This window comes from Neorhizobium alkalisoli (genome assembly GCF_002968635.1).
Taxonomy (GTDB): Bacteria; Pseudomonadota; Alphaproteobacteria; order Rhizobiales; family Rhizobiaceae; genus Neorhizobium; species Neorhizobium alkalisoli.
Window position 1 is genome coordinate 33,049 of record NZ_PVBN01000018.1, and the last position, 22,149, is coordinate 55,197.

Consider the following 22,149-nt stretch of genomic DNA (forward strand, 5'->3'; position numbering starts at 1 on the left):
CCATGAACGAACACGCAACCCTCGATCAGACAATGACGGAAGCCGACCGGATCGGCTTTTTCGGCAAGCTGCCGACTCATGGCGATTTCGTCTCGACAGGGCTGAGCCGAAACGTCCAAGGCGCCCTCGACAACTGGCTGCAGGGAGGCCTCCAGGCCATGCAACAGGAGCTCGGGGAGGAATGGGAGCGCCGGTTCCGCTCGATGTCCGCCTGGCGCTTCATCATCGAACGCGGCCTTTGGGGTCCGGCAACGCTTGCAGGTGTGATCGTCCCGAGCGCCGACCGGGTCGGGCGCAGCTTTCCGCTGGTTATCGCGGCCCAGCTTCACGGTTTCGCCGACCACCCTCGCCGGCTTTATCTGGACGCGACGTGGTTCACCGCCTCGGAAGCGATCGCGGAAACCATCGCCACGCGCGATTTCGATATCGGTCACTTCACAGCGAGCCTTAAGCGGCTCAGAAACCCGCGGCCAGCCGACGCCGACGAAGGTGAGGTCGACTCAAATCACATCTCCCCGCGGGGAACGCTTTGGTGGCGGATCGACCGGGAAGACCGCCGCGCGAAAGGCTTTCGTACCGATGGAGCGCCTCAACCCGCGCACTTCCCGAAGCTGTTGGGCGACGCCGCCGCCGTGGCGCCTCCGCCACCGGACGCTCCACCTGTGAACATTGGCGTGCATAAACCCGTTCTTCGGGGGGAACAGCACCGTGTTCTAAACCTCACCCACAGCTATGCCAGTCATCCCGGAACACGGCTCGCGCTGAACGCAGATTCACTGCTTGTTTCGCGAAGCCCATCGATCTTTGCGGTCGCAGATGGCGTTGGCGATGACAGCGGCGCGGCGGAGGCCGGACGCGTTGTGACCAATGTGCTGAGAGAAGTCGCCCCGCGGGAGACGATGGAGGCTCTCGTGCAGGAGATCAAAGGTAAACTTGGTCGCGCTCACGGCCTTCTGCAGTCGGCCCACTTTTCATCGGAGCGTGAACCAGCCTCGGCGAGTGTCGTGGTGTTGGCAAGCTCTCAGGATCGTTTCGCGCTGTTTTGGGCAGGCGACGCGCGATGCTATCTTCTTCGTGACGGCATGATGCGTTGTCTGACCCGGGATCACGCCGAGGTCGGACTGAAGCGCAGGCTCTCCCGCGGCGTAGGCATCAGGGGCCAGCTCAGCCCTGAACTGAGTTCGGACAAGCTGCTTTCGGGCGATCGCTTTTTACTGTGCAGCAATCCTCTTGCGCGCGTCCTGCCGGAACGGACCATCGCCGAAGTTCTGCTCTCCGTAAGCCTTGATGAGGTGGCCGCGGTTCTCGCTCAAGAGGGACTGATTGCCAACTGCCGTGAGAATATCAGCGCCATTGTAATCGATGCACAGACCGATGACCGTTGACGCACCGAAAGGCGATCTCGAAGAGGTCGCGCGTCGATTCTCCCACCTATGGCACGCCCTCACCAGCGGTGAAAAAGGGGCCCATTCTGACGATCTCAGAGCAATGCTTGTGGATCGCGTTCGTGATGCATTGGATCGCGGTGCCGATAAGCTGGATAGCTCAGACAAGAACATCATAGCCAACACTTTTGTGTTGGAGGCTTTGGTCCATCGCGGCGTTGCGACGGATGTCTTTCGCACCCGTCACCGGGATCTCGGCACGTTCCATGCGATAAAGATGCTTCGTGCAGACCATGCCCACGACCCGGTAGCGCGTAAACTTCTGTTGCGCGAAGCGCAAATCGGAATGGCGCTCTGTCATCCTCACCTTGCCGCAACCCAGGCGGTGTTGCGACTTTCCGATGGACGGCCCGCACTTGTCACCGAATGGCTCGATTGCCGCATCGCAGGGCTTTTACCGGGATCGCTTTCGATCAAGGATGTGACGACGATCATGGTTGCGTTGCTTTCGGCAATCGCCGCCGTGCATGCCGTAGGTTTTGTCCACTGCGACCTGTCGCCGTCAAACCTCCTTTACGGAGACGGTTTTCGGGATATCAAGATCGTCGATTTTGGAATTGCACTGGAAATCGGCCGCAGGCATAGCGAGCTCGATATTGCCTTCGCCGGCCAACCGGATTTCGCCTCCCCAGAACAAATGGCCGGAGAGATCGTGGATGCACGCTCGGACCTCTACGCCGCTGGGCTTTTGCTGTCGCTGCTTCTGCGGCATTGCCGGGAAACGGGCGAGAAGGCAGAAGAATTAAAAACTCTCGCAATCCGATTGTCGCAGCGGCGTCCGCAAGACAGGCCCGAAAATGCGAAGGCCGCCTTGCATCTGCTCGGCGGCCTAAATGGCTCTGAATAATACTTAGTTGGAGCCTGGAAGCGGAGCCGCCGCCGTCGGCGCACTCTTCTGGTACACGGTAAAGAGCTTTGCGAAATCCACTAGGCCGGAATTGCTGGCATAGAGAATGTCGCCGTCCATGACCTTGAACTGCTGCATCAGTGCCAGGTTGGAAACGTCGTTCAGGTCCACTCGGTAGATCGCCGGCTTGTTGGTTACGAAAGGTGCACCTGGATTCTTGGCGGCATTTACGGCTGCGGCTTGGGTGTAGACGGGCTGGTTGCGCAGAACGTAAAAGTTGCTCGCGTCAGCGCGATCGTCGAGCAATCCGCCGGCGCGGCCAAGCGCCTGGGCCAGCGTCAGCTTACCCGGCTCGAACTCGAATTCACCCACACTCTTGAACGCGCCGAAGGCGGTAAAGGTCACAGCGTCCTTTCCGATGTAAAGCTGATCGTCGGGCAGGAGATGGACGTTCTGACGGTCCTCGTTCAATACCCGTTCAAGCGGGGCGCTGGCGCGCTGCTTGCCGCGAATGAGCGTCACGGTCGCAGCGCTTGGCGCAGAGGATGCCCCTCCGGCAAGCGCAATCGCATCGAGCACTTTTTCCTTGCGGGCTGTGAGAGGGAAGCGGCCGGCCGAACGGACGTCGCCGTTGACGGTGAAGCCGCTCGTGGGCTTGTCGACAACCGCAACGATTGCCTGCGGGTTGACCGCCGAGCCCTTCAAACCAGCAACAATACGCGCCTGCAGTGCCTCGGGCGAAGATTCAAGCACCCGCTGCCGGCCGACGAACGGAAGGGTCACGGTCCCCGCCGAGTCCACGGTAAAACGGCCGAGATTGAGGGTCTTGCTCTGGGTCGAGGAGAAAAGTCCCTCCTCACCCGTGTCGAGAATCGTAACCTCGATAACGTCGCCGCGACGCAACCTGGTGTCGGCGAAACCGCCCGAGCGCATGATACTGAGGCCGTTATCCGCCGCCGAATAGGCGAGCGGCGAGACCACCACGGGATCCATCGGGGCATCGGCAAGCCTGACGACCCGAATTCTTTCGTTCGTCTGAGGATCGGTGGCGCTATAGAAACTACCAGCCGTTGGGCCATCCGACGGGCGTGCGCAGGCAGCGAGAACCGCGACAAAAACGAAGGGTACCAGCTTCCGCATCACGTATCCTTTGGCAGTGATCTGATGATTCAGAGAAATACCAATCTGGATTCGCGCGACAACATCTGGTTGCTAAAAAAACTCATTTGTGACGACAACAAGGCGTTGAATGTGGCTTATCGGCAACCCATCGATTGCGGCGGCCAGCGCCGCTTCACTCGAAGCGCATCGTGCCTGGTCAACGGCCCTGTTCGTGCCAGGCGAAAGCTTCATCGAGAGATGGGGAGTTTGTCCGCCTCTTGCGCAAGCAAGGGTGAATAGTCGGATAAACGGTCGCCGAATCGGGATGGGCACAGGTGGCGTGCTCTCACCTGCGTCAGTGCCTTGTTCCGACCTTCTCCACCCCAAGATGCTGGCCAAGCACCGCCTCGTCGGCAAGCAATTCGGCGCTCGTTCCTTGATAGACGACCGCGCCGCGATCGAGAATGACAGCATCGTCGGAAAGAGGCAGGACCTTGCGTGCCTTCTGCTCGATGATGATTGCCGACATACCCTCGCCCTGGGTAATGCGCTGGATCGCCGCGAGCAGTTCGTCCACGATGATCGGCGCCAGACCCTCGGTCGGCTCGTCGAGGAGCAGCAGCCTGGGGTTGACCATCAACGCACGCCCGACCGCCAGCATCTGCTGTTCGCCGCCGGACAACTGGTTGCCGAGGTTTTTACGCCTCTCCTTCAGGCGGGGAAACATGCCGTAGACACGCTCGACGTTCCAGACGCCCGGTCGCGCGATGGCGGTCAGGTTTTCCTCGACCGTCAGCGATTTGAAGATGTTGCGCTCCTGCGGCACCCAACCGATACCCGCTGCCGCCCGTCTATCCGCCCTGAGCTTGGTGATATCGCGTCCGATCAGATGGATCGACCCGGAATGATGTGTCGTAACGCCTGCAAGCGTGTTGACGAAGGTCGTCTTTCCCGTTCCATTGCGGCCGAGCAGGGCCAATGTCCGACCCTCGCCAATCGTCAGGCTGATGCCGGCAAGCACGCTTGCCTCGCCATAACCTGCAACGAGTTTTTCTATCACCAGTACCGGCGCGCTCATGCATTTTCCCCGAGATAAACGGCCTTGACGCGAGGATCGGCGGAAATTTCCGCGACAGTGCCTTCTGTAAAGAGCGCCCCCGCCACCAGAACAGAAATGCGATTGGCGAAAGAGAAGACCAGATCCATATCGTGCTCGATCAAAAGCACCGTCACATCGCTGGGCAAATCCGATACGATCGCCAAGACCTCGTGACGTTCGTCTTCCGGTACGCCAGCCGCCGGTTCATCGAGCAGGAGTACGCGCGGTCTGGACGCGAAGGCCAGTGCGATTTCCAACAGGCGCTGCTTGCCATAGGGGAGGATCACGCTTCGCTCGCCCATCACCGAAGCAAGGCCGAAACGGGCCAGAAGCGCTGCCGCTTCCTCAACAATGCTGCCGTAGCCAGCGATCGACGTCCACAGGTTGTGGCCGATCCCTTCCCGCTCCGCGATTGCCAATGCGACCGTCTCAAGTGGCGTAAAATCGTTGAAGAGCTGATTGATCTGAAAGGTCCGGGTCAGCCCCCGATTGACCCGCCGGAACGATGCGAGCGAGGTGATGTCCTCGCCTTCCAGAAAGACCTGTCCTTCGGACGGTGGCAAAACACCCGTCAACAGGTTGATCAGGGTGGTTTTGCCAGCCCCGTTCGGTCCGATCAGGGCGTGGCGCGCCCCGCGCTCCACCTTGAGGCTCACATCATTGGTCGCAAGGAATGCACCGAAACTCCGCTTCAAGTTCCTGGTTTCAAGAACGATATCGCTCATCGGCCCTCCTCCTTCGACTTCGAAAGACGCTCCGGCAGATACTCAACCCACCGCGCCAGGCGGTCGCGACCGACCAAGACCAGAACGACAAGGATCAGCCCGATATAGAACATCCAGTATTGCGGCGTTACGATCGAAAGCCAGTCTTTCACCAACGTGAACAGCACCGCCCCGAAGATGCCCCCGTAGAGATAACCGGTGCCGCCGATCGTCAGCACGAGCAGCACGTCGGCAGAGCGGTGGAATGCCAGCACGTCGGGTGACACGAAGCTCGTCGTCTGGGCAAGCAATGCACCTGCCATGCCCGCGAAGACGGCAGCGATGGTGTAAACCGTCACGATGCGCTTGCGAGCCGGGATTGCGATCATTCCTGCCCGCATCGGGTTTGCCTTGATCGCCTTCAACGACAGTCCGAATGGCGAGAAGGCAAGGCGCCGCATCAGCATCGTACCGACAAACAGAACGACGAGACAATAGACGTAACCCGTCTTTCCGAAGAGGTCGAATTCGAACAGTCCCAGTATGGGGCCAAGCGAAAAGCCGCTGAGACCGTCAGCCCCACCGGTCAGCCAGGCCATCTGGTTGGCCATTTCCGCCATCATCAAGCCGATGCCGAGCGTCGTCATCAGCCGCGTCAGATCCGACCCGCGCAGAATCAGGAAGCTGGTAACGAAGCCGAGCAGGCCGGCCCCGATGCCCGCCACCAAAAGCCCTACCACCGGCTCTGCCACATAATGCAGAGCGACCAGGCCGGCGATATAGGCTCCCAGTCCGAAGAATGCCGTATGACCGAGTGACACGATCCCGGCAAAACCGAGGACCAGGTCCAGCGAGACGGCAAACAGCGCCAGAATGGCGATCTCGGTCAGAATCAGCATCTTCGACGGCAGCACAAAAAAGGCAGCGATCGCGGCGATCCAGACGATGATTTCATAAAAGCGGACGCGGCTCCTGCGCTTCATCAGCTTGGCGGCGCGGCTTGCTGCCGCAGTCGAAGAGGACGTCGCAACCATGGTCGCTTCCTGTGGGAGAACACTCATCGGCTACCCCTGGAGAAGAGACCGTTCGGACGAACGATCAGCATCACGATCATCAGCGCGTAGATGACGAACGGTCCAATGGCGGGAACATAATATTTGCCGGCAACATCGGCGATACCGAGCAGCATGGCGGCAAGAAATGGGCCTGAAACGGTCGACGTGCCGCCGACCGATACGACGATCAGGAAGTAGATCATGAACTTTAACGGGAAATTCGGGTCGAGACCGAGGATTTCGGCTCCCATTGCACCGCCGAGACCGGCCAGACCGGACCCGAACGCGAAGGTCAAGGCGAAGACCAGAGGCACGTTGATACCAAGCCCCATCGCCACCCGGCGGTCGTCGACAGCGGCACGCAACCGGCTCCCAAAGCGGGTCTTTGACAAGATGAGCTGCAGAGCGAGCGCAAGGGCCGCGCAGACCACGATGGTGAAAAGCCGATATCGGCCCACTCCTACCCCGAATACATCCATCCTGCCGGAAAGTTCTGGTGGAAGGTTGATGAGCTGCTGTTGGCCGCCCATGAAATAATCGGTTGCGGCAACCGCCATGAATACGATCCCGATCGAAAACAGAACCTGATCGAGGTGGCTTACCTGATAGAGCCATTGGTAGAGCGTCCGCTCCAACACCAGCCCGATCAGAGCCGAGGCGATGAAGGCGGCGGGCAAACACCAATAGAAGGATATGCCGTAGCGGTTCATCATCACGACGGTCACATAGCCCCCGGCCATGGCAAAGGCACCGTGTGCGAGGTTGATGAAATTCATGAGGCCAAGTGTCACCGTCAACCCGCAGGCCAAGATGAACAGCAACATACCGTAGGCGACACCGTCAAACAGGATTGTCAGCATTTGGATCTTCTTTGGGGGCGACCGTTGACGCTACAGGAAGCATATGGTCGCAGGATTTAGCGCGACCGACCATGGCCCTTATCCCTGGAGCCACAGTCGTGATCGAGGATGACAGGCTTTTGCAGCAGGAGGAAGAAGCAGCGGATCCACTTCCGCCACCTGCCGCTCAAGCCCGCACTTATTTCGCTTCTGCCTTTTCCGGATCCTTAAGCGCCGCAAACGTCTTGAATTCGACGTTTTGCAGCTCGCCGTTCACGTCCTTGACTTCCCGCATGTAGATATTCTGGATGATGTCGCGGGTATCGGGATCGATCGAGACAGGACCGCGTGGGCTCGTCCAGGAGAGACCCTTGACGGCCGCCATGAAAGCCGGGCCGGTGGCATCGCCCTTGGTCTTTTCCAGCGCAGCATAAATCAGCGCCATGCCGTCATAACCGCCGACCGACATGAAGTTCGGCCGCATGTTGTTGTTCGCCTTCTTGAAGGCTTCGACATAGGCCTTGTTTTCCGGGCTATCATGCGCGGTGGCGTAGAAGTGCCCGGTGATCGTGCCGACCGCCGGCTTGCCCATGCTATTGAGGATGTCGTCGTCGGTGACGTCACCGGTGGCAATCAGCTTGATGCCAGCCTCGGCCAATCCGCGATCTGCAAATTGCTTCATGAACAGCGAGCCGACACCGGATGGCAGGAAAACGAAGACTGCGTCAGGCTTTGCGTCACGCACCCGTTGCAGGAAGGGTGCAAAGTCCGGGTTCTGCAACGGGATCCGCACCGCTTCGACGACTTCGCCACCCTTGGATTTGAACTCCTTGGTGAACCACTTTTCCGCGTCGATGCCAGGACCGTAGTCGGATACGAGTGTCACGACCTTCTTAATGCCGTTTTCAGCCGCCCAGGTTCCGACGGGAAGGGAATATTGCGGCAAGGTGCCCGAGGTGCGAGTGATGTATTCCGACGCCTTGGTGATCGAGGCCGTGCCGGCGGCCATCACCACTGTCGGCACCTTCGCCTGGGTGGCGACGGGCGCAACGGACATGGCAAGCGGCGTCAGGCCGAAACCGGCAAGCACTTTGGCGCCGTCGTTGACGACCAGTTCCTGGGCAATTCTGCGGGTCTGGTCGGCGACGCCAGCGTCATCGCGGATTACCAACTCAATCTTCTTGCCCGCGACGGTATCGCCATGGGTTTCGATGAACGTCTTGGCGCCGGCTGAAACCTGTCTTCCTGTCGATGCAAACGGACCGGTCATCGGCAGGATAAGGCCAATTTTGACCACTTCCTGCGCAGATGCCGGAAATTGCGTCAAGCAACCAAGCGCCGCGCTTGCGACCGCCAGCAAAGTTCTTCTGTTGAGCATACCTTCCCTCCTCCTCTTGAATACGCACATTCCGCGCCGGCGCCATTTCGACAGATAAAGGCGAACCAGTGAGTAAAACCTGCGGTTCTCGCGCCTTATTCCCTGACTGCTTGGCGGTGTCACCGCAGGATAATTTGATGTCCTACTATCTTCACTTTCACTGCTTTAGCAACCCGATCGAGCGATCACCGCTCGTTGGGTCAGCTCGGCATCATCGCGAATTTCTTCAAGCCATCTTAAGCCCGCGTTTCGTCCCTCGTTAATCAGATCATTTGCCCGCGCATAAGTTTTCGTTATAGGCGCCTTTCCGGCGGCGTCGGCAAAAGTTCCAGAAAAGTTTTCTGAGCGGCCGTTGGCAGCCAGTCTTTGCGCAACGTCACGCCGATCGGACGAGACGTCTTGCTCATGTCAAACGGCAGTGCTTGCATGAGTCCCCGCGCGATCTCCGCCTCGGCCTGAAGTCTGGACGTGCAGCCCAGATATTCGCAGGTGTCCAAAAGTTCACGCATCAGGATAAGTGATCCCGTTTCGACGATATTCTTCGGCGCTCCACCTTTGGCGTCAGAAAAAATCTGGTCGAAATAGCGTCTGATCGGCGTTCCCTTCTGGGCTACGACCCAGGGAAAGCTCGTGAGGTCTTCGATTGAAATCTCGCGCCGGCCGGCAAGTGGATGATGGCAGCCTGAAACGAGTACGATCGTATCGTGAAACAGAACCTTCTGTTCCACGTCGCCGATGGGCGGGGGATCTCGCAGGGCTCCAAGTAGGAAATCGATATCGCCGCGGCGAAGGGCCGCCAAAAGATCGCCGTAGGGGCCTTCCTGTATGTGGATCGGCAGATTGGGGCGAAACCTTCGGAAGCTCGCGATCGCTTTCGGCAGCAGGTAGGATTTTGCCAGTGGCGTGGCCCCGACAACGATCCGTCCGATCTCGGCGGTGGTTAGTTCGGCAAGATCGGCATCGGCTTGCTCCAGTTCCAGGAAGGCGAGCCGGGCGGCCTGCGCGAGCCCTTGCGCAGGCCGTGTCGCGACAAGACCGTAGGGCGTTCGCTCGAAAAGGGGACGAGCCGCCACGTCTTCAAGCTGACTTACGGCGCGATATACGGCGGGCTGGCTCAGCCCTAATTGCCGTGCAGCCAGTGTGAAATTCTCCGTTTCCCTCACCGCGATCAAGGCTTTGAGCTGGGAGGTCGTCGCTGTTATCAGCAGTCTTGGTGAAAGCTCCGATAGCGCAGGGTCCAGATAGCCAAAGGCACGCTCGACACGCCTGGCGAGGATTTGGCCGGCCGAATTGGCGAAAATACGCTGAGGCGTACGGGAAAACAGCATCAGCCCCGCCGTCTTTTCAATCTTCGAAAGGGCCTGCGTAACGGCAGGCTGCGATACGAAACAGAGTTCCGCGGCCCGGGTGATGGAGCCGGTATCGATGACTGCGAGAAACGCCCTGAGATGCCGCAGGCTGTGCTGCTGAATCTTTGATTCAGGTGGGATGGGCGAAGAAATCATGGTGCCCGTTTTGTACGGGAACTGCCGTGCAGGCTCAAGGAGCGGCGCATCCTCCCTCATCGATCGGATGGCGGCTGATCCGCCATCCGATCGAGCAGCATTATTTGGCCGCCGCATTGGGATCCTTGATCTTCGGATAGGTAGCAAACTCGACGTTGTAGAGTTCGCCGTTCACTTCCTTGACTTCGCGCATGTAGATGTCCTGCACAATATCGCGGGTGTCCGGATCGATCGTGATCGGGCCTCGCGGGCTCGTCCAGGACATGCCCTTCATGACGTCGACGAGCTTCGCCCCATCAGTGGCGCCATTTGTTTTCTTGAGGCTTTCATAAGCCAGATGCATGGCATCGTAGCCACCAACCGACATGAAGTTCGGTCGCATCCCCTTGTTGGCCTTCTTCATCTGCTCGACGAAGGCCTTGTTTTCCGGGCTGTCATGCAGTGCGGAGTAGAAATGGCCCGTAATCACGCCCTTTGCGGCCGGCCCGATGCCATTCAGCAGGTCGTCGTCGGTGATGTCACCGGTGCCGATCAACTTGATCCCCGCTTCTGCCAGACCACGTTCGACGAATTGCTTCATGAAAAGCGAACCGACACCCGACGGGACAAAAACAAAGACCGCATCCGGCTTGGAGTCACGGACACGCTGCAGGAACGGTGCGAAATCGGGGTTGGCGAGCGGAACTCGCACGGCTTCCACGATCGTGCCACCATCCTTTTTGAACTGGTTGGTGAACCCCTTCTCGATATCGATGCCCGGACCGTAGTCGGAGACCAGCGTCACGACGCGCTTTAAGTTGTTCTGCACCGCCCAGGTGGCGACCGGAACCGCCGATTGCGGACCGGCCATCGAGGTGCGGACGAAATACTGCGATTGCGGCATGATCGCCGATGTCGTGGCCGACGTAATGATCGCGGGGACCTTCGCTTGGTTGAGGACCGGTGCAACCGACATAGCAAGCGGCGTCAAACCGAAGCCCATCAACAGCTTGACCCCGTCGTTGACTACGAGTTCCTGAGCAATGCGGCGGGTCTGGTCGGCAACCCCGGCGTCGTCGCGCAGCACGACCTCGATCTTCTTGCCCGCCACGGACTCGCCGTTGAGTGCAATGTAAGCCTTTACACCCGCCTCGACCTGGCGGCCGGTGGACGCGAAAGGCCCGGTCATCGGCAGGACGAGGCCGATCTTGACCACCTCCTGGGCGGTCGCCGGTAGCGCCACCACCGCGCTGAACGCGAAGCCTGCAACAGTCATGAGTGTTCTTCTGGTAATCATCTTCTTCCTCCTCCTAAGACGAACCATTCCGAAACTTTATTTGGGCGGCATCCTCCTCAAGAGCGCCCGTCGTCGATTTAACCCCGCTACAGATGGCGCGGACATGGCAAGCCAATCAAGCAAGGGAATGAATGCCGCCGACAACCACTCTACAGCACCCGCATTCTTTTCCTCCAAACACAAAACGGTGTATACACGTTGCCATAACCTGCGACCGCTCGAAAACGCGCCGCAATTCCACTACGCTTCGCTTTCCTTACCAGAACCCGTCACAAAAAATCACCTCAGTAAGAACGACTCGATCGCCCGTGGCGATTACAAGTGACGTTTCCCTCCGCCACCATTTTCTTTCAGAGACTTAAGTCTGTATACATCAGGTGTCAATATTGACCTTTGGACGAATGCTTTGCGCAATGGCAATCCAACACGGGAACATCCGATAATCCTTCCAGCTGGCGAGGGGCAACGGAAGGAAATGCTCACGGCAACTAACCTGCTGCTGACAATCGACACCTTCAGTTATAAGATCGCTAGGGCCCATCGCCGCCTCCAACACGCGCCGCTTGGAGGAAGCGGCTGAGCTGCCGCGATCATCATGTACGTGATGTACGGGTTTATCCCCATCCGTCGGATTTCGTCAGGGTAACAGTGAGGCTGTTAAACTCACAGAAGGTCTATCCGATCCGTATGCAAAAATGCCTTGCGATCCGGGGCTATTCTCCACGCCTGTTTGATTTTGGTTTGTTCTTCTTGAATGGCCGGGCGGAGCCGGGACGATCCGCTGACTTCTTGCTCGGTTTGCCCCTTTGCTGAAAGTCAGACTTGGGACCCTCGGCAAACGTCTTCTTCGACTTGGGTTGTGAGCCGGAAGAGCGATCGAAATCCGGGACCCCGGGCAGTTTCACGACCCTGACGCCGCGTTCCAGCGTCTTGCTCTTGCCAATCGACTGCATAAACCTGTCCGCATGGTCGGCTGCGATCTCGACGAAGGTTTCCTCCGCCTGCATTTTTATGGCGCCGATTTCACCCTTGGTCAGATTGCCGTTGCGGCAGAGCATCGGGATGAGCCAGCGCGGCTCGGCATTCTGCTTGCGGCCCACCGACAGCGAAAACCAGACGGCTGGGCCGAATTCTCCGCGCGGCGTGCGGGGGGTGCTGGGAAATTCAGAACCTTGGCCGCCGTCGCGCGGCTTGCGCGCCGCTCCCTGCTGAACCGAAATCTCGAGAAGGTCTTCCGGCGCTGACTGCTTGGCGCGGTAGAAATTGACGAAGGCGGCTGCAAGCTTTTCCGCACTGTAAGTGGACACCAATCGGGCGACCAGTTCCTGCTCTTCCTCACGTGGTGGCTCATTGAAGATCGGATCGGCCAGGAGGCGCTCCTGGTCGCGCGCGATCACCTCTTCGGCCGACGGCGGACGCGCCCAGGTCGGCGTGATCTCGGCCCCGGCAAGCAGTCGTTCGGCCTTGCGGCGGGCATTGACCGGCACGATCAGCGCACTGATACCCTTTCGGCCCGCGCGGCCCGTGCGACCACTTCGGTGAAGCAGCGTTTCGGAATTGGTTGGCAAGTCCGCGTGGATCACCAAGTCGAGACCGGGGAGATCGATGCCACGCGCAGCAACGTCGGTCGCGATGCAGACGCGCGCACGGCCGTCGCGCATGGCCTGCAACGCATGAGTACGCTCATTCTGCGTCAGCTCCCCGGAAAGGGCCACCACGTCAAAATTGCGGTTGTTGAAGCGAGCGGTGAGATGATTGACCGCCGCGCGGGTCGAGCAGAACACGATGGCGTTGGTCGCATCGTAGTAGCGCAGAACGTTGATGATCGCGTTCTCGCGGTCGGAAGGCGCGACGGCCAGTGCGCGGTATTCGATATCCGCGTGCTGCTTTTCCTCGGTGGTCGTCGAAATGCGAACGGCGTTCCTCTGGTAGCGTTTCGCGAGTTTGGCGATGCCGGACGAGACGGTGGCCGAGAACATCAATGTGCGGCGATCGTCCGGCGCCGACTCCAGGATGAATTCCAGATCTTCGCGGAACCCGAGATCGAGCATCTCGTCCGCCTCGTCCAGGACCGCGACCTTCAGGTCGGAGAGGTCGAGCGCATTGCGGCGTATGTGGTCGCAAATTCGCCCCGGCGTGCCAACGACGATATGGGCTCCGCGTTCGAGCGCACGCCGTTCGTTGCGGATGTCCATGCCTCCGACGCAGCTGGCGATCACCGCACCGGTCATCTCGTAGAGCCACTCCAGCTCACGTTTCACCTGCATGGCAAGCTCGCGGGTCGGCGCTATGACGAGCGCCAGCGGATTGGCTGCCTGCCCAAAGCGCTCTTGTTCGGCAAGCAAGGTCGGCGCCATGGCAATGCCGAAGGCCACGGTTTTACCCGATCCCGTTTGCGCCGAGACCAGCGCATCGGAGGCGACAAGCGCAGGATCGAGCATAGCCTGCTGTACAGGGGTGAGCGTTGAATAGCCCCGGTTCGACAACGCCTTCGCAATCGCCGGAACGGCGCCGTGGTGATCGGACATTAAATTAACTTTCGGATCTAAGGCGCATGCGCCGACGCCGCAAAGACGCGGCTAAACTTTAAGCCCCTCTACTCGGGCAGGCAACCAATGTCAAAGAGCTACTTCTAGCACGCCATCGAGCCGTTGCGTCAATTTGGAACTCCACCGAACTTTTTTGGGAAAATACCGGTGTCGTCCGCTTCAAAACAATGGCCGACAGGCGTACCTGGAACTGCCCCGACCCAACCGCCTTTGCAATCACGCAGCCATTGCGTTTTCATATCTGAACGAAGTCCAGCCCGATATCGAGCGTCGGCGCGCTGTGGGTGATCCATCCCAACGAGAGCAGATCAACGCCGGATGCCGCAACGGCTGCAGCCGTTTCAGGCGTGATGCCGCCGGAAGCTTCGGTGATCGCCCGCCCGGCGACGATAGCCACCGCCTCACGCAACAGGACCGGCGTCATATTGTCCAGCAGCACCGCGTCCACCCCGGCTTCCATTGCCTCCCTAAGCTGGTCGAGCGTATCGACTTCGACTTCCATTTTCACCATATGGCCCACCGCGGACTTCGCGCGCCGGATCGCCTCGGAAACAGACCCAGCAATAGCTACATGATTATCCTTGATCAGCATGGCGTCATGGAGGGCGAACCGGTGGTTCATGCCACCGCCCGCCCGAACCGCGTATTTTTCGAGAGCCCGCAAACCGGGCGTCGTCTTGCGGGTGCACACCACGGCAGCCTTCGTACCTTCGATCGCGCCAACGATCTGCGCGGTCACTGTCGCAATACCCGAAAGATGGCCGAGGAAATTCAGCGCCGTGCGCTCGCCGGAAAGAATCCCGCGCGACGGCCCTTCGATCGTTGCGATGACCTCGCCCGGCCGGATGCTGACGCCATCCCGCACATGGCGCGTTACCGAGATTTTCGGATCGACCAGCGCGAATGCGAGTTCAGCCGCGTCGAGACCGGCAACGACACCGCGCTTGCGGGCAGCCATGACGACAGTCGAGCGGTGATCTTCAGGGATCACAGCCGCCGAAGTCACGTCACCGGCAAGGCCAAGATCTTCCATGAGAGCTGCGCGGACGGCAGGTTCGATAACGATGCGGGGGAGTGCAGCAAGGTTCATATCAGGCAATCCTGGCGAATGGTTGGGAGACCGTGGAGCGAGCAACCTGTAGCGCTTCTGCAAGGCTCATCCTGCGCCGCGTTGCGTTGGGAAGCTTGAGCGGAAAATCGGTGCGAGCGTGCGCGCCACGTGATTCATCTCGCAAGCTTGCAAAAACTCCGATGAGCAGTGCGACAACTGCGGGATCAGCGGCTGTCCCCTCGCTCTCCACGAGAGGCAGCAGGCTGGCGATGGCGGTATTGATGGACCCGGCATTGCGCAGCACGCCGAGATGACGGGACGCGATCGGCCGGATTGCGGATGGATCCGGTGGCACAGGCAAAACGGCGGCCGCAATAGCTGCGACCTCGGCTGCAGGCGTGCTCGCAACGTCGTGGGCAACCTGCATACCCATGACGGCTGCTTCGAGCAGCGAGTTGCTGGCCAGCCGGTTGGCGCCATGGAGCCCGGTGCACGCGGCCTCTCCCACGACCCAAAGCCCTTCTACCGAACTCCGCCCGCTGGCATTTGTTGCAACGCCGCCCATGTGGTAGTGGGCCGCTGGCCGAACCGGAATAAGTTCACCCGACGGGTCGATACCCGCCTCCCGGCACAGGGCGGCGATTGTTGGAAAACGACTGGCAAAGCGGCTTCCGGCTGCCCGGCGGGCATCCAGGAAAACACGGCCACCGCGAGCGATCTCCATCCCGATGGCACGCGCTACGACATCACGTGGCGCGAGTTCGGCGCCCGGCTCCCCGGCAAGAAAACGGTTGCCCCGTTCATTGACCAGGATTGCCCCCTCGCCGCGCACCGCCTCGCTGATTAGCCCAAGCGGCCGCCGCGAGGAATCAAGCGCAGTCGGGTGAAACTGCACGAACTCCATGTCGGAAAGCACCGCACCGGCCCGCGCTGCCAGCATGATGCCCTGACCGAAATTGCCGAGCGGGTTCGTGGTCGCCTCATAAAGGCCGCCGAGGCCGCCGGTCGCCAGAACGACGCGCGATGTCCGAAGAACCGCCGGGCCACGACTGGTCGCACAAAGCAGTCCAGCCACCGCCCCATCCTCGTTCAGGATGCGGCGCACATCCGTATGCGGGAGAATGGTGATGGATGACGTTTTCAAGACCGCTGCGACCAGCGCCTTCACGATCGCCGCCCCGGAACCGTCGCCTGCAACGTGCAATATTCGCCTGCGGCAGTGGGCTGCCTCCAGCCCAAGCGCATAACCGTCGCCCTCAGCTTGATCAAACCGCACCCCGTAGCGCTCCAGCGCCGCGACGGCCAGCCCTGCACGCCGGAGGATGGAAGCGGCAATTGCCGGGTCGCAGAGACCGTCACCCGCAGCAAGCGTGTCAGCAAGATGCAGATCGGCACTGTCGTCATCTGCGAGACTTGCCGCCATGCCGCCCTGCGCCCAGCCGCTCGAAGAGCCTTGGCCAAGTCCGGCTCTGGTCAAAAGAACTACGGGCTGCGGAGCCAGCGTGAGTGCCGCCATCAGCCCCGCCATTCCGCTTCCGACGACGGCGACACGGCCGGCAAGATGCCCGATCTCGTCGATCATATCGCAAGCATCCTTTCGACCGAGCGGCGGGCAGCAGTTGCGATCGCCGGATCGACGGTAACCTCGTGCCGGTTCTCCTCGAGCGCACGGCGGATGTTGGAAAGCGTGATACGCTTCATATGCGGGCAGAGATTGCAGGGACGGATAAACTCTACATTCGGGTGGTGTATCGCGACATTGTCGCTCATCGAGCATTCGGTCAGCAGCACCACCCTGGCCGGTTTCTTTTCGGCGACATAATTCGACATAACGGCTGTGGAGCCGGCAAAGTCGGCCTCCGCCACCACTTCCGGCGGGCATTCCGGATGGGCCAGTACCATGAGCCCCGAATGAGCTTCTCGCAGGTCGCGTACATCCTGCGCACTGAAGAGTTCGTGAACTTCGCAGTGCCCGTGCCACGCTACGATCTCGACATTGGTCTCCCGCGCGACGTTCTGCGCAAGGTATTCGTCGGGGATCATCAACACCTTTGGCACACCGAGCGATTCAACGACCTGCTTTGCATTGCCGGACGTGCAGCAGATGTCGGAAGCAGCCTTTACGGCAGCCGACGTGTTGACATAGGTGATGACAGGCACACCCGGATGAGCCTGCCTAAGCAAGGCAACATCCTGCGGCGTGATCGACTCCGCCAACGAACAGCCTGCCTCCAAGTCAGGAATCAGCACCGTCTTTTCTGGATTTAGTAGCTTGGCTGTCTCAGCCATGAAATGGACGCCTGCGAGAACGATGACATCGGCGTCCACTTCAACGGCCTTGCGAGCCAGGGCGAGACTGTCGCCGATGATATCGGCAACGCCGTGGAAAATTTCTGGCGTCTGGTAGTTGTGGGCGAGGATAACGGCGTTGCGGGAGCGCTTCAAAGCCAGGATCGCATCGATATCCTCCTCAAAGGTCATCCACTCGGCTTTTGGAATGACGCGGCTGACGCGCTCGTAGAGTGAGGATGCGGAATTCGTAGGGTGCACGCGCTTTCTCCTTATACTCTAGCTGAGTATATCCAGAGGAGAGAGATATTCTCTATTCGAGTTTATGTCAATTGCGGGAGAGAGGAAGTTTCGAGCCCGACAGGGCGCGTTCTTCCAGCACAGCGTGACGATAGCGGAAGAGTTTGGCCGGCCGGCCACCGGTTTCGCTGGTGACTTCACCGGTCTCCTCGATCAGTTGCTGCTGATCGATCAGTCGGCGGAAATTCGGCTTATGCAGTGTGAGGCCGGCAAGGGCTTCGACAGTGCGCTGCAACTGCAGGAGCGTGAAATTTTCGGGCATGAGCTCGAAGACGACGGGGCGGTATTTGATTTTGGCCCGCAGACGCGCAATGGCGGTAGCAAGGATGCGGCGATGGTCGGCGAACATCGGCCGGCCGGCCGAAATATCAGGTGGGGCGTGCCCCGCCTCGGCGACCAGCCCGGCTTCATACATCAATTCGTAGCGCTGCAGCGTGAGATCCTCGTTCCACGCCGCATCGTGGAGGCCAAAGGCAAACTCGACCCGGCGTTTTCGATGCTCGCGACGGGGCAATTCCACATCCGCCCAGGCTTGCAGCTGGTCGGAAATGCCGGAAAGGATCGCGGGTCTGCCGCTTCTGTGGTCTTCCCAGGGGAAATATTCGTACCAGCCGTGCCAGCCCGGCTTTCCTGCACCCGGAGCCGCCTGCTCGCGGACGAGACCAAGATAGCTAATCGAAATTGTGCGCCGCTTGGCGCTGTCATGGGTACGGTCGCGGTCGGCAAAGGTGTAGAGCTGCTCCAGATAACCGACGGGATGGCCGGTCTGGTCCTGAACCCATTCTCTGAGACCGGACTGCAGGCTTCTGTGTACGAGCTCGAACGGACCAGACGGCAGAGCTTCCCCTCGCCTCACCGTCATGACTTTCGGCTCCCCCTGAGTTACGGCGGTCAGCACGGCTATGAGTTCAGCATGGGCAAGTCCGACCGTCACGCGGGTCACATCTCCAATTGCGTACCGGCCGTCTTTATAACCAGCAGCGCACGAATTGGTAGAGCGCGACGCACCGCAGCATTCCCGAGCACGGTCCTTCACTGCAAAAGAAGACCAGTCTGGACGCTTATCGGCGCCGCTGGTAAACTACAACTACTTGTGCTTGTGCCGTGACTACCTCTCCTCCTAAAGCGGGATAATCGTCATGTGTCAAAATTCCTTTGGATCGCAAGAACTGGCAAGGGGCAAGTTTATAGCGGGGGTCGTCTCCTTCACCGCAGCGGTGTTCTTTCTCGCGCGCCCGGTGTTCACGATGCTTCGCTCCGGCAGAGAAATGTTTGCTGCAGCTCTCCTGCTCGGACTTTGCGCCACCGCGAACGCCGATGACGTGCTTTTCGAAAACGTTCGCATCTTCGACGGAAAAGGGGCTGCTCTATCGGAACCGTCGAATGTGCTGGTCCGAGGCAACGTGATCGCGGAGATTTCGACAAGCCCCATCGAGGCCGAAGGCGCTGAGCGCATTGCCGGTGACGGGCGAACGCTGATACCGGGCCTGATCGATGCGCACTGGCATGCGATGTTGGCTGCGGCCAGTCCGGCAGAGGTAATGGGCGATGTCAGCTTCGCCAGTATCCTGGCCGGCGAGGAGGCGACGGACACGCTGATGCGCGGCTTCACCACCGTCCGAGACGTGGGCGGCCCGGCGTTCGGCCTCAAGCGCGCGATAGACCAGGGCATCATCCCCGGACCGCGCATCTATCCGTCCGGTGCCATGATAACAGTGACCAGCGGGCATGGTGATTTCCGCCAGTTCACCGACCTGCCGCGGAGGGTCGGCGGTCCGCTCACCCCTATGGAGACGAGCGGGGGTGCCATGGTCGTAGACAGCCCCGACGAGGTGCGTTTGCGCGCCCGCGAGCAGCTCATGCAAGGGGCGGTTCTGATCAAGCTGACGGCGGGCGGCGGGGTGTCTTCGCCCTTCAGCCCGCTCGACGTCACCACCTTCACCGAGGCGGAACTAAGGGCCGCGGTTGAAATTGCCGAGAATTGGGGCACGTACGTCGCCGCGCACGCTTTCACCACGGATGCGACCCGAAAGGCTATCGCGGCTGGTGTGAAGTGCATCGAACACGGCTTCCTCATGGACGAGGCCACCGCCAGGCTGATCGCCGAAAAGGGCATTTGGCTGAGCTTGCAGCCGCTTCCCGAATTGATGAGGACAGGCCTTAGGGAGGGTTCGGTCGAGCGCGCCAAAGCCGAGGAGGTGTGGCCGGGCATCGGCAGGACATACGAACTGGCAAAGAAGTACAAGATCAAGACGGCGTGGGGCACGGATGTCCTCTTCTCCCGTGCGCTGGCGCGGCAGCAGGGAGCAATTCTGGCGTCGCTCACGCGTTGGTACACGCCTGCCGAAGCGCTCGTCATGGCAACTGGGACCAATGCCGAGCTGCTGGCACTGTCGGGCCAGCGCAACCCCTATCCCGGAAAGCTCGGCGTTGTCGAGGAAGGCGCGCTCGCGGACCTCCTGCTCGTCGAAGGCAATCCGCTGGAGAATATGGACCTGGTCGCCGATCCCGGCAACAATTTCAAAATCATCATGAAGGACGGCCTGATCTACAAAAACACGCTGGCCAAGTGAGAATTTGACAAAGCCGCCTGTCCTTCCGGATGCGCCGACGGCCTGCCGGTCGTAGAGCGCCGCAGTTCATCGGAAGCAATAGCAAATGGCTTGAATGTTATGACCGCGCTTTGAACGTATGTTGTGCCGCTGGGAATTCCCGCGCACGAACCTCGCGGGCATATTCCTCGACAGCCTTGGAAACCCTTTGACCAAGCTCGTCATAACGTTTGACGAAACGCGGCGTAAAGTCGTTGAACAATCCCAGCATGTCATCGGACACCAGGATCTGGCCGTCACAGGCGGAAGATGCGCCGATGCCGATCGTCGGAACGTCGATCAATCCGGTCAGTTCGCGCGCGAGAGGTTCGACCGTTCCCTCGATGACGACCGCAAAAGCACCTGAACTGCCGATGGCGATTGCGTCACGACGAAGCTTTTCACTTTCCTGTTCGGAATGCCCGACCGACCGATAGCCGCCTGCGGTGTGGACCTGCTGGGGCATCAGGCCAATATGGCCGAGAACCGGAATGCCGCGCACGGTCAGGAAGGCGATGGTGTCGGTCATTTCCGCCCCACCTTCCAGTTTGATCGCGTCGCACCCCGTTTCCTGAAGAACACGGGCGGCATTTCTAAACGCAACTTCCCTGGATTCCTGATAGGTCCCGAACGGCATGTCGACAACCACGCAGGCATTGGCTGCGCCCCGCATCACCGCCTGTCCATGGGCAATCATCATCTCCAGAGTGACGCCGATTGTGGTCTGCATCCCGTAGAGGACCATGCCCAGCGAATCCCCAACCAACAACAGGTCACAGTGCGGATCGAGAAGACGCGCCATCGGCGTGGTGTAGGCGGTCAGGCAAACGATAGGATTGCCGCCTTTCATTGCCCGGATGCGCGGGGGCGTCAGCCGCTTCTGTCCTGCCACGGCGCTCATTCGACAACTCCTTCCAGTCTCTTGCGGGGGCCGGAGATGACCCTGTTGTCTAGCAATCTGGTGGAGCCGAAGCGGACAAAAAGCGCCACGACAACAGGTTCGACGATCGACGTGACCGGCCGTAACGTCGAAGCATCTCTCACCGCGACGACCTCGGTATGCGCCAAGGGTTCACGCGCCAAAAAGGCACGCAGTTTTTCCTCGAGCTCCTGCGGGTCGCACAATCCAGCCGCGATCAGCCGTTCGGCTTCGGCAAGCGTCTGCGGTACGATGACGGCAGCAGCGCGTTCAGCTTCAGTGAGGTAGACGTTGCGCGATGATAGCGCCAGCCCGTCGCTATCCCGCACCGTCGGCACGGCAACGATGCGGACCGGTAAGGCGAGATCTTCCACCATCCGTTTGATGACGATGACCTGCTGATAGTCCTTTTCGCCGAAATACGCCGCATGCGGCTGAACAATGTTGAAAAGCTTGCAGACGACCGTCGCGACACCTGCAAAGTGTCCCGGCCGCACCGCACCTTCCAGTTCGCCGCCAAGCTTCGGAACATCAACCACTGTCTCCATCGGGCGCGGATACATGTCCTCGACACTGGGGGCAAACAGGATGTCGACGCCCGCCTCCTCGAGCATGCCGCTGTCACGCGGCAGGTCGCGCGGATATCTGGCCAGATCTTCATTGGGGCCGAACTGCAGCGGGTTCACGAAAATAGAGGCGACGACGATCGCGTTTTCCGCTCTAGCGCGCTTTACAAGTTCCATATGTCCGGAATGCAGATAGCCCATGGTCGGGACAAACCCGACACTTCTCCCGGTCCTCGCAAGCTGCTGGAGATCTTCCCGCAGCTCCCCAATGGCACGAATGACACGCATAACCCCTCCATGATCAGGCTTGGCCAGGGCGGGTAATACCAACTTCTGCCTCGGTCAATGTGCGCCAACGATTAATAACGATTAGCATCCGCTGCGCATTGCCGGTGAAGAACCTCACCAGCGCGAGGTTTCCTTTTTCGGCATGACCGACACCAAGGGACTGCGCCTCAACCCAGCCGTCATCTTAGAGCCGTTCGGGACTGGAACCAAGCCGAGTGGCAAGTACTGTGCCCAAGGCAAGTGCGACACGTTCAACGCTCACAGTCCGACGCAATCCACCAATCATCACACAGTTCCGTCACCGGCTGGTTGACACTTGTCGTAAGACGTCATATCACATAGAAGAC

Annotated in this window: 19 protein-coding genes; 4 read left to right on the forward strand and 15 right to left on the reverse strand. The window is 59.9% G+C overall.

The window, feature by feature from the left end; genetic code table 11:
- Positions 1-2: 2 nt before the first annotated feature.
- Both tagF and C5L13_RS26875 read left to right on the forward strand, forming a co-directional pair.
- On the forward strand, positions 3-1,385 hold the full coding sequence (tagF, locus tag C5L13_RS26870; protein WP_105386345.1) for a type VI secretion system-associated protein TagF: 1,383 nt from the start codon (positions 3-5) through the stop codon (positions 1,383-1,385).
- Positions 1,375-2,292, forward strand: a complete 918-nt coding sequence (locus C5L13_RS26875) for a serine/threonine-protein kinase (protein WP_105386346.1) — start codon at positions 1,375-1,377, stop codon at positions 2,290-2,292. The genes tagF and C5L13_RS26875 overlap by 11 nt, the downstream gene beginning before the upstream one ends.
- A gap of 3 nt (positions 2,293-2,295) precedes the next feature.
- On the opposite strand, the gene C5L13_RS26880 is transcribed toward C5L13_RS26875, so the two are convergent.
- The 8 genes from C5L13_RS26880 to C5L13_RS26915 all read right to left on the reverse strand — a co-directional run bounded on the left by C5L13_RS26880 (position 2,296) and on the right by C5L13_RS26915 (position 11,249).
- The gene (locus C5L13_RS26880; protein ID WP_105386347.1) at positions 2,296-3,432 is read right to left on the reverse strand and encodes a polysaccharide biosynthesis/export family protein; all 1,137 of its coding nucleotides are present in this window, start codon (positions 3,430-3,432) and stop codon (positions 2,296-2,298) included.
- Between the two features lie 316 nt (positions 3,433-3,748).
- On the reverse strand, positions 3,749-4,471 hold the full coding sequence (locus C5L13_RS26885) for an ABC transporter ATP-binding protein (RefSeq protein ID WP_105386348.1): 723 nt from the start codon (positions 4,469-4,471) through the stop codon (positions 3,749-3,751).
- Entirely contained in the window at positions 4,468-5,217 is a 750-nt protein-coding gene (locus tag C5L13_RS26890; protein WP_105386349.1) for an ABC transporter ATP-binding protein, read from the reverse strand. The genes C5L13_RS26885 and C5L13_RS26890 overlap by 4 nt, the downstream gene beginning before the upstream one ends.
- Positions 5,214-6,257: a branched-chain amino acid ABC transporter permease gene (locus C5L13_RS26895; protein WP_105386350.1), complete on the reverse strand. Its 1,044-nt coding sequence runs from the start codon at positions 6,255-6,257 to the stop codon at positions 5,214-5,216. Before C5L13_RS26895 ends, C5L13_RS26890 begins: the two co-directional genes overlap by 4 nt.
- The gene (locus C5L13_RS26900; protein WP_105386351.1) at positions 6,254-7,111 is read right to left on the reverse strand and encodes a branched-chain amino acid ABC transporter permease; all 858 of its coding nucleotides are present in this window, start codon (positions 7,109-7,111) and stop codon (positions 6,254-6,256) included. Before C5L13_RS26900 ends, C5L13_RS26895 begins: the two co-directional genes overlap by 4 nt.
- A gap of 178 nt (positions 7,112-7,289) precedes the next feature.
- The gene (locus C5L13_RS26905) at positions 7,290-8,468 is read right to left on the reverse strand and encodes an ABC transporter substrate-binding protein (RefSeq protein WP_105386352.1); all 1,179 of its coding nucleotides are present in this window, start codon (positions 8,466-8,468) and stop codon (positions 7,290-7,292) included.
- Between the two features lie 293 nt (positions 8,469-8,761).
- A complete protein-coding gene (locus tag C5L13_RS26910; protein WP_105386377.1) occupies positions 8,762-9,973 on the reverse strand; it encodes a LysR family transcriptional regulator in 1,212 nt (403 codons plus the stop codon).
- Between the two features lie 100 nt (positions 9,974-10,073).
- Entirely contained in the window at positions 10,074-11,249 is a 1,176-nt protein-coding gene (locus C5L13_RS26915) for an ABC transporter substrate-binding protein (protein WP_105386353.1), read from the reverse strand.
- On the opposite strand from C5L13_RS26915, the gene C5L13_RS28865 reads away from it, so the two are divergent.
- The gene (locus C5L13_RS28865; RefSeq protein WP_158693540.1) at positions 11,227-11,574 is read left to right on the forward strand and encodes a hypothetical protein; all 348 of its coding nucleotides are present in this window, start codon (positions 11,227-11,229) and stop codon (positions 11,572-11,574) included. The two genes, C5L13_RS26915 and C5L13_RS28865, sit on opposite strands and share 23 nt — an antisense overlap.
- 388 nt (positions 11,575-11,962) lie before the next feature.
- Here the strand turns inward: C5L13_RS28865 and C5L13_RS26920 are convergent, their stop codons facing one another.
- The 5 genes from C5L13_RS26920 to C5L13_RS26940 all read right to left on the reverse strand — a co-directional run bounded on the left by C5L13_RS26920 (position 11,963) and on the right by C5L13_RS26940 (position 18,372).
- Complete coding sequence (locus C5L13_RS26920) at positions 11,963-13,777, reverse strand: DEAD/DEAH box helicase (protein ID WP_105386354.1); 1,815 nt, start codon at positions 13,775-13,777, stop codon at positions 11,963-11,965.
- A 256-nt stretch (positions 13,778-14,033) separates the two neighbouring features.
- Entirely contained in the window at positions 14,034-14,888 is an 855-nt protein-coding gene (gene nadC, locus C5L13_RS26925; protein WP_105386355.1) for a carboxylating nicotinate-nucleotide diphosphorylase, read from the reverse strand.
- A gap of 1 nt (position 14,889) precedes the next feature.
- Positions 14,890-16,431 (reverse strand): L-aspartate oxidase, encoded by a 1,542-nt coding sequence (locus C5L13_RS26930; protein ID WP_105386356.1) that lies wholly within the window; start codon positions 16,429-16,431, stop codon positions 14,890-14,892.
- On the reverse strand, positions 16,428-17,399 hold the full coding sequence (gene nadA, locus C5L13_RS26935) for a quinolinate synthase NadA (protein ID WP_105386357.1): 972 nt from the start codon (positions 17,397-17,399) through the stop codon (positions 16,428-16,430). Before nadA ends, C5L13_RS26930 begins: the two co-directional genes overlap by 4 nt.
- A gap of 67 nt (positions 17,400-17,466) precedes the next feature.
- Positions 17,467-18,372, reverse strand: a complete 906-nt coding sequence (locus tag C5L13_RS26940; protein WP_105386358.1) for an NUDIX hydrolase — start codon at positions 18,370-18,372, stop codon at positions 17,467-17,469.
- A 334-nt stretch (positions 18,373-18,706) separates the two neighbouring features.
- On the opposite strand from C5L13_RS26940, the gene C5L13_RS26945 reads away from it, so the two are divergent.
- Positions 18,707-20,011, forward strand: a complete 1,305-nt coding sequence (locus C5L13_RS26945; protein ID WP_105386378.1) for a metal-dependent hydrolase family protein — start codon at positions 18,707-18,709, stop codon at positions 20,009-20,011.
- A gap of 97 nt (positions 20,012-20,108) precedes the next feature.
- On the opposite strand, the gene panB is transcribed toward C5L13_RS26945, so the two are convergent.
- The gene (panB, locus tag C5L13_RS26950) at positions 20,109-20,930 is read right to left on the reverse strand and encodes a 3-methyl-2-oxobutanoate hydroxymethyltransferase (RefSeq protein WP_105386359.1); all 822 of its coding nucleotides are present in this window, start codon (positions 20,928-20,930) and stop codon (positions 20,109-20,111) included.
- Positions 20,927-21,802, reverse strand: a complete 876-nt coding sequence (gene panC / locus C5L13_RS26955; protein ID WP_105386360.1) for a pantoate--beta-alanine ligase — start codon at positions 21,800-21,802, stop codon at positions 20,927-20,929. The genes panB and panC overlap by 4 nt, the downstream gene beginning before the upstream one ends.
- Positions 21,803-22,149: the final 347 nt, after the last annotated feature.

What these genes read in the sequence shown, in the direction of transcription:
- C5L13_RS26920 (WP_105386354.1), bottom strand. Translation starts at nt 13,777, where the DNA reads ATGTCCGATCACCACGGCGCCGTTCCGGCGATTGCGAAGGCGTTGTCG.
- C5L13_RS26890 (WP_105386349.1), bottom strand. Translation starts at nt 5,217, where the DNA reads ATGAGCGATATCGTTCTTGAAACCAGGAACTTGAAGCGGAGTTTCGGT.
- tagF (WP_105386345.1), top strand. Translation starts at nt 3, where the DNA reads ATGAACGAACACGCAACCCTCGATCAGACAATGACGGAAGCCGACCGG.
- C5L13_RS26945 (WP_105386378.1), top strand. Translation starts at nt 18,707, where the DNA reads ATGTTTGCTGCAGCTCTCCTGCTCGGACTTTGCGCCACCGCGAACGCC.
- C5L13_RS26875 (WP_105386346.1), top strand. Translation starts at nt 1,375, where the DNA reads ATGACCGTTGACGCACCGAAAGGCGATCTCGAAGAGGTCGCGCGTCGA.
- C5L13_RS26900 (WP_105386351.1), bottom strand. Translation starts at nt 7,111, where the DNA reads ATGCTGACAATCCTGTTTGACGGTGTCGCCTACGGTATGTTGCTGTTC.
- C5L13_RS26880 (WP_105386347.1), bottom strand. Translation starts at nt 3,432, where the DNA reads ATGCGGAAGCTGGTACCCTTCGTTTTTGTCGCGGTTCTCGCTGCCTGC.
- C5L13_RS26895 (WP_105386350.1), bottom strand. Translation starts at nt 6,257, where the DNA reads ATGAGTGTTCTCCCACAGGAAGCGACCATGGTTGCGACGTCCTCTTCG.
- C5L13_RS26930 (WP_105386356.1), bottom strand. Translation starts at nt 16,431, where the DNA reads ATGATCGACGAGATCGGGCATCTTGCCGGCCGTGTCGCCGTCGTCGGA.
- C5L13_RS26915 (WP_105386353.1), bottom strand. Translation starts at nt 11,249, where the DNA reads ATGATTACCAGAAGAACACTCATGACTGTTGCAGGCTTCGCGTTCAGC.
- C5L13_RS26905 (WP_105386352.1), bottom strand. Translation starts at nt 8,468, where the DNA reads ATGCTCAACAGAAGAACTTTGCTGGCGGTCGCAAGCGCGGCGCTTGGT.
- panB (WP_105386359.1), bottom strand. Translation starts at nt 20,930, where the DNA reads ATGAGCGCCGTGGCAGGACAGAAGCGGCTGACGCCCCCGCGCATCCGG.
- nadC (WP_105386355.1), bottom strand. Translation starts at nt 14,888, where the DNA reads ATGAACCTTGCTGCACTCCCCCGCATCGTTATCGAACCTGCCGTCCGC.
- C5L13_RS26885 (WP_105386348.1), bottom strand. Translation starts at nt 4,471, where the DNA reads ATGAGCGCGCCGGTACTGGTGATAGAAAAACTCGTTGCAGGTTATGGC.
- C5L13_RS28865 (WP_158693540.1), top strand. Translation starts at nt 11,227, where the DNA reads ATGAGTGTTCTTCTGGTAATCATCTTCTTCCTCCTCCTAAGACGAACC.
- C5L13_RS26910 (WP_105386377.1), bottom strand. Translation starts at nt 9,973, where the DNA reads ATGATTTCTTCGCCCATCCCACCTGAATCAAAGATTCAGCAGCACAGC.
- panC (WP_105386360.1), bottom strand. Translation starts at nt 21,802, where the DNA reads ATGCGTGTCATTCGTGCCATTGGGGAGCTGCGGGAAGATCTCCAGCAG.